This window comes from Roseateles sp., assembly GCF_031397715.1.
Lineage (GTDB): Bacteria > Pseudomonadota > Gammaproteobacteria > Burkholderiales > Burkholderiaceae_C > Paucibacter_A.
Genome location: NZ_JANNMI010000217.1, coordinates 1 through 5658 on the forward strand (window position 1 = coordinate 1; position 5658 = coordinate 5658).

Consider the following 5658-nt stretch of genomic DNA (forward strand, 5'->3'; position numbering starts at 1 on the left):
GGCTATCTGCCGCTGGCCGGCACGACGGCAGCGGAACGTCATGACGCCAATGCCTTGGTGCCCATCTTCATGGCCCATGGTCGCCAGGACGCGATGGTGCCGATGGAGCGCGGGCTTGCCGCCCGCGACGCGCTGGCGGCACTCGGCTACAGCATCGCCTGGCACGACTACCCGATGGAGCATTCGATGTGCATGGAAGAAGTCACCGAGCTGAACCGCTGGCTGCTCAAGGTTTGGCAGTAGGCCGCCGCCATGAGGACGACGACGTCGCGGCGCGGTCTGCTGTTTGGCTTGCTGATTGGCGGGCTACTTGCCTTGGGATTGCCCGGCTGCGCCACGCTGACCCAGCCAGACGCCTTGAAAGTCACGGTGGCCGGCGTCGAGCCGCTGGCGGGCGAAGGCCTGGAGCTGCGCTTTCTGGTCAGGCTACGGGTGCAGAACCCCAACGATGCGGCGGTCGAGTTTGACGGTGTGGCGCTGGACCTGGCGCTCAACGGCAAGGCGCTGGCCAGCGGCGTCAGTGACCAAAAAGGCGTGGTGCCACGCTTCGGCGAGACCCTGCTCGATGTGCCGCTGACGGTGTCCGCCTTTGCGGCGGTGCGCCAGGCGCTCACCTTGAGCGGCGCCGCCGACAAGGGCGAGATGCCCTATGTGGTGAGCGGCAAGCTGGCCGGCGGACTGTTCGGCAGCGTGCGGTTTTCAAGCAGCGGGGTGTTGGGCTTGCCGAGATGAGTTGCTTTTAGGTTTTTAAGCGTTTGAGCGTTTGAGCGTTTGGTTTTCAGGCGCAAGTCGGGCCCTCTGTCGATCAATCAATGCGCCTGATCCCAGTTGGCCCCCACACCCACCTCGGCCAGCAGCGGCACCAACAGCCGCGCCACACCGGCCATCAGTTGGGGCACCTCGGCCTTGACCCAGTCCAGCTCGGCTTGCGGCACCTCGAACACCAGTTCGTCGTGCACCTGCATCACGATGCGGGTCGCCTTGCCTTGATCGTCAAGTGCCGCTTGCACCGCGATCATCGCCAGCTTGATCAGATCGGCCGCCGTGCCCTGCATGGGCGCATTGATCGACTGCCGCTCGGCACCGGCCTTGCGCGGGCCGTTGCCGCCCTTGATCTCGGGCAGGTAGATGCGGCGGCCGAACAAGGTCTCCACATAGCCCAGCTCAGCGGCGCGGGCCTTGGTCGTGTCCATATAGCGCTTCACGCCGGCAAAGCGGTTGAAGTAGAGCTCGATGTAGTCGCGCGCGGCCTTTTGCTCGATCCCCAACGACTGCGCCAGGCCAAACGCCCCCATGCCGTAAATCAGGCCGAAATTGATGGTCTTGGCATAGCGGCGCTGCTCAGGTGTCACCTCGGCCAGCGGCGTATTGAAAACTTCCGACGCGGTGGCTTTGTGCACGTCCACGCCCTCGCCGAAGGCGCGCAAGAGGCCGGGGTCTTCGCTGATATGGGCCATGATGCGCAGCTCGATCTGCGAGTAGTCGGCACTCACAATCAAATGGCCCGGCGGCGCCACAAAGGCCTCGCGCACGCGCCGGCCCTCGGCCGTGCGGATGGGGATGTTCTGCAGGTTTGGCTCGTTACTTGACAGGCGCCCGGTCACCGCCACCGCCTGCGCGTAGTTGGTTTGGACGCGGCCGGTGGCGGGGTTGATCATCAGCGGCAGCTTGTCGGTATAGGTGCTCTTGAGCTTGGCCAAGCCGCGCGTCTGCAAGATTTTGGCCGGCAGCGGATAGTCCAGCGAAAGCTTTTCCAGCACTTCTTCGTCGGTCGACGGTGCGCCGGTGGCGGTCTTCTTGATCACCGGCAGGCCCAGCTTGGTGAACAAGATCTCGCCGATCTGCTTGGGGCTGCCCAGGTTGAACGGCTGGCCGGCAATCTCGTAGGCCTCCTGCTCCAGCGCCAGCAAGCGCTGACCCAGCTCATGGCTTTGCGCCTGCAAAAGCGGCGCATCGATCAACACGCCGACGCGCTCGATGCGGGCCAGCAAGGCGCTGGTCGGCATCTCGATGTCGCGGTAGATCCGGGTCAGCCCGGCATCCGCCTCGATTTGCGGCCACAGCTGCTGATGCAGGGCCACGCACATCTCCGAGTCTTCGCCCGAATACTGGGCGGCACGGGCCACATCGACCTGCGCGAACGGGATCTGATGCACGCCCTTGCCGCACAGGTCTTCATAGCTCAAGCCGGCACGGCCCAGATGGCGCTCACCCAGGGCGCCCAGGCCATGGGTCTTGTGCGCCTCCAGCACATAACTCTGCAACATGGTGTCATGCTGGACGCCGCGCAAGCTGATGCCGTGGTTGGCGAACACATGGGTGTCGTACTTCAGGTTCTGCCCCAGCTTCGCGGCTGAGGCGTCCTCCAGCCAGGGCTTGAGCTTGGCCAGCACCTCTTCAATCGGCAACTGCACAGGCGCATCCGGGCCGTCATGGCGCAGCGGAATGTACGCCGCCTCGCCGGCCTTGACGGCGAACGAGATGCCGACGATCTTGGCCCGCATCGGGTCGAGCGAGTCGGTCTCGGTGTCGACCGCCACCAACGACGCAGCCGTCAACTTGGCCAGCCAGGCATCGAACAAGGCCCAGTCGAGGATGGTGTCGTAATGGCGCGGCGAGTCGTCGGGCACGGGCTTGGACACTGCTTCGCCAGCAAACATATCCTGGCTGGCCGGCGCCTCGGCCTTGGTGCTACTCAGCTCCTTCAGCCAGGTCTTGAAACCATTGCGCTGATAGAAGGCCTCCAAGCCGGCTTGATCGACCGGCCGCAGCGCCAACGCTTCCAGGCTGGGCCATTGCGGCACATAGCCGTTCAGATCGCAGTCCTGCACCACGGTGACCAGCTTGCGCGCCATCGGCAGCCAGTCCAGCGCCTTGCGCAGGTTCTCGCCGGCGGCGCCCTTGATCTTGTCGGCGCTGGCAATGACGCCGTCCAGCGAGCCATATTCAGCAATCCATTTGGCCGCCGTCTTGGGGCCGACCTTCTCGACGCCGGGCACGTTGTCGACGGTATCGCCCATCAGGGTCAGGTAGTCGATGATGCGGTCCGGCGGCACGCCGAACTTGGCTTGCACGCCGGCAATGTCCAAAGATTCATTGCTCATGGTGTTGATCAAGGTGACGTCGGCCGTTACCAACTGCGCCAAATCCTTGTCGCCGGTCGACACCACCACCGCATGCCCCGCCGCCGCCGCCGCGACGCGGGCCAGCGTGCCGATCGCGTCATCGGCCTCGATACCGGGCACCTCCAGAATCGGCCAGCCCAGCAGCGCCACCACTTCGTGAATCGGCGCAATCTGCTCGCGCAAGGCATCGGGCATCGGTGCGCGCTGCGCCTTGTACTCCGAGTACCAGGCATCGCGGAAGGTCGGGCCCTTGGCGTCGAAGACACAGACCGCGTGCTCAGCACCGATCTGATCGCGCAGGCGCTTCATCATGGCCACCATGCCGTGCACGGCGCCGGTGGGCACGCCGCCGGGGCCGCGCAGATCGGGCATGGCGTGAAAGGCACGGTAGAGATAGCTGGAACCGTCGACCAGCAACATGATGGGTTTGCTCATGGCCGGCATTGTCGTGCAGCAAAGCCGAAAATCCAGGCCAACCACTTAGAATGCAACCATGTCACGCACCCTCATCACCACCCCCCTCCTGGCCTTGCTGGTATCGGCGTTGACCAGTCCAGCCTTGTTTGCCGCAGAAGCGAGCGACACCGCTGCACCGGTCGCCGACGCCGTGGTGGTGGAAACCGTGATCGAGGATGACAGCACCCGCATCGAAGAACTGCGCGTGCGCGGCCAGACCCAAAAGGTCACGGTCAAGCCTAAGAACAGCAAACTACCCAGCTACGAAATCATCATGGGCGACGGCAGTCGCGACCTCTCACCCGGTGCCGGCACCACGCGTGCTGCAGCAGGCCGGCGCGTCTGGAGCGTGCTGAGCTTCTGAAGTAAGCGGCCTCGGGCCTTTGGCGCTCCGCCCACTCTTTTCTAGCTGTTGATATGGCCGTATTTACCGAAGTCACCTTGCCCGAGGCGCAAGCGCTCGCCGACCGCCTGGGCCTGGGCCCGGTGCAAGCGCTGCGCGGCATCAGCGCCGGCATCGAAAACACCAACTATTTCCTGACCACCGACGGCGGCGAATTCGTGCTAACCGTGTTCGAGCGCCTGAGCTTTGCCCAGCTGCCCTTCTATTTGCAGCTGATGAAGCACCTGGCCCAGCGCGGCCTGGCCGTGCCGGACCCGCAGGCCGATGCCGCGGGTCAAATTCTGTTCGAGCTGCAGGGCAAACCGGCGGCCATCGTCAACAAGCTGCGCGGCGGCCACCAACTGGCGCCCGATCTGTTCCATTGCGAGCAGGTCGGCGCAGAACTCGCTCGCATGCATCTGGCGGCGCAGGACTTCCCGCTGCACCAGGACAATCTGCGCGGTTTGAGCTGGTGGAGCGAGACGGTGCCGGTGGTGCTGCCATTTTTAAGCCCGGAACAGGCCGAGTTGCTGAGCGCCGAGCTGTCGTTCCAGCAAAACCTGGCCGCTTCGGCCAGTTACGCCGAGCTGCCGCGCGGCCCGATCCACGCCGACCTGTTCAGAGATAACGTGATGTTCGACGTGCCCCCTGAGCCGCCGCAACGCGCCAGCCCCCCCGAGGGGGTGTCGTCAAGTCGGGAACGGCCCATCCTTGACTCTGGCCTGCCCGGCCGCGAACGCCTGAGCGGCTGCTTTGACTTCTATTTCGCCGGTGTCGACAGCTGGCTGTTTGACCTCGCCATCTGTCTCAACGACTGGTGCATTGACGATGCCAATGGCCGGCTCGACGAAGCGCGCGCCGAGGCCTTTGTGCGCGCCTACGAGTCGGTGCGTCAATTAAGCGGCGTTGAGCACCGGCTGCTGCCGGCGATGCTGCGGGCCGGCGCCTTGCGCTTTTGGCTGTCGCGCCTGTGGGACGTCTATCTGCCGCGCGACGCCGCCCTGCTCAAACCCCATGACCCCGGCCATTTCGAGCGCGTGCTGCGGGAGCGCATTGCGCGCCCCTGGCATGCCTTATTGAACCCTTGAGAACCCTGCCGCTTTGAACCCAACCACCCCCATGTTGCTGCATCTGCAAACCGTGCCCGCCCGCAATGGCCTGCTGTGGATACGCCACGGCCTGAAGGTGTTCCGGCGCAAGCCGCTGGCGATGGCCGGCCTGCTGTCGGTCTTCATCTTCATCGCCTTTGCGCTGTTGCTGCTGCCGGGCGTCGGCATCGTGCTGCTCTTGATGGCCATGCCCTTGCTGTCCTTGGGCTTCATGCTGGCCACCCATCTGGTGCTGCAGGATCAGTCGCCGACGGCGGCGGTCTTTGTGGCGCCACTGAAGCTGACGCCGCAGCGCCGCAATACCCAATTGCTGCTGGGTGCTTGCTATGCGCTGGCCACCGTGGCCATCGGCTTATTGTCTGAATGGGTTGACGGCGGCAGCTTCGAGGCGTTCCAGCGCCTGATGCTGGAAAACGGCTCGCCCGAGCAGGTCGCGGCGGCTTGGGACGACCCGCGGCTGTTCTGGGGCGCCGTCACCCGACTGGGCCTGGCGGGCCTGTTGTCGGTGCCGTTCTGGCATGCGCCGGCCCTGATCCATTGGGGTGGCCAGGGCCTGATGCAAGCGCTGTTCTCCAGCACCTTGGGG

Annotated in this window: 6 protein-coding genes; 5 read left to right on the forward strand and 1 reads right to left on the reverse strand. The window is 64.9% G+C overall.

Annotated features, from left to right (window positions below; genetic code table 11):
- The coding region (locus RMO57_RS09370; protein WP_414896402.1) for an alpha/beta hydrolase at positions 1 to 243 on the forward strand (243 nt) is incomplete at its 5' end.
- Positions 244 to 252: 9 nt separating this feature from the next.
- Positions 253 to 732 (forward strand): LEA type 2 family protein, encoded by a 480-nt coding sequence (locus RMO57_RS09375; protein WP_310385988.1) that lies wholly within the window; start codon positions 253 to 255, stop codon positions 730 to 732.
- A 77-nt stretch (positions 733 to 809) separates the two neighbouring features.
- On the opposite strand, the gene polA is transcribed toward RMO57_RS09375, so the two are convergent.
- The gene (polA, locus tag RMO57_RS09380; RefSeq protein ID WP_310385989.1) at positions 810 to 3569 is read right to left on the reverse strand and encodes a DNA polymerase I; all 2760 of its coding nucleotides are present in this window, start codon (positions 3567 to 3569) and stop codon (positions 810 to 812) included.
- 49 nt (positions 3570 to 3618) lie between these two features.
- On the opposite strand from polA, the gene RMO57_RS09385 reads away from it, so the two are divergent.
- The 3 genes from RMO57_RS09385 to RMO57_RS09395 form a co-directional block, all read left to right on the forward strand.
- On the forward strand, positions 3619 to 3945 hold the full coding sequence (locus RMO57_RS09385; protein WP_310385991.1) for a hypothetical protein: 327 nt from the start codon (positions 3619 to 3621) through the stop codon (positions 3943 to 3945).
- A gap of 53 nt (positions 3946 to 3998) precedes the next feature.
- Complete coding sequence (locus tag RMO57_RS09390; protein ID WP_310385992.1) at positions 3999 to 5051, forward strand: homoserine kinase; 1053 nt, start codon at positions 3999 to 4001, stop codon at positions 5049 to 5051.
- Between the two features lie 13 nt (positions 5052 to 5064).
- Positions 5065 to 5658 (forward strand): BPSS1780 family membrane protein (locus RMO57_RS09395; RefSeq protein ID WP_310385994.1); only part of this gene is annotated, 594 nt, incomplete at its 3' end.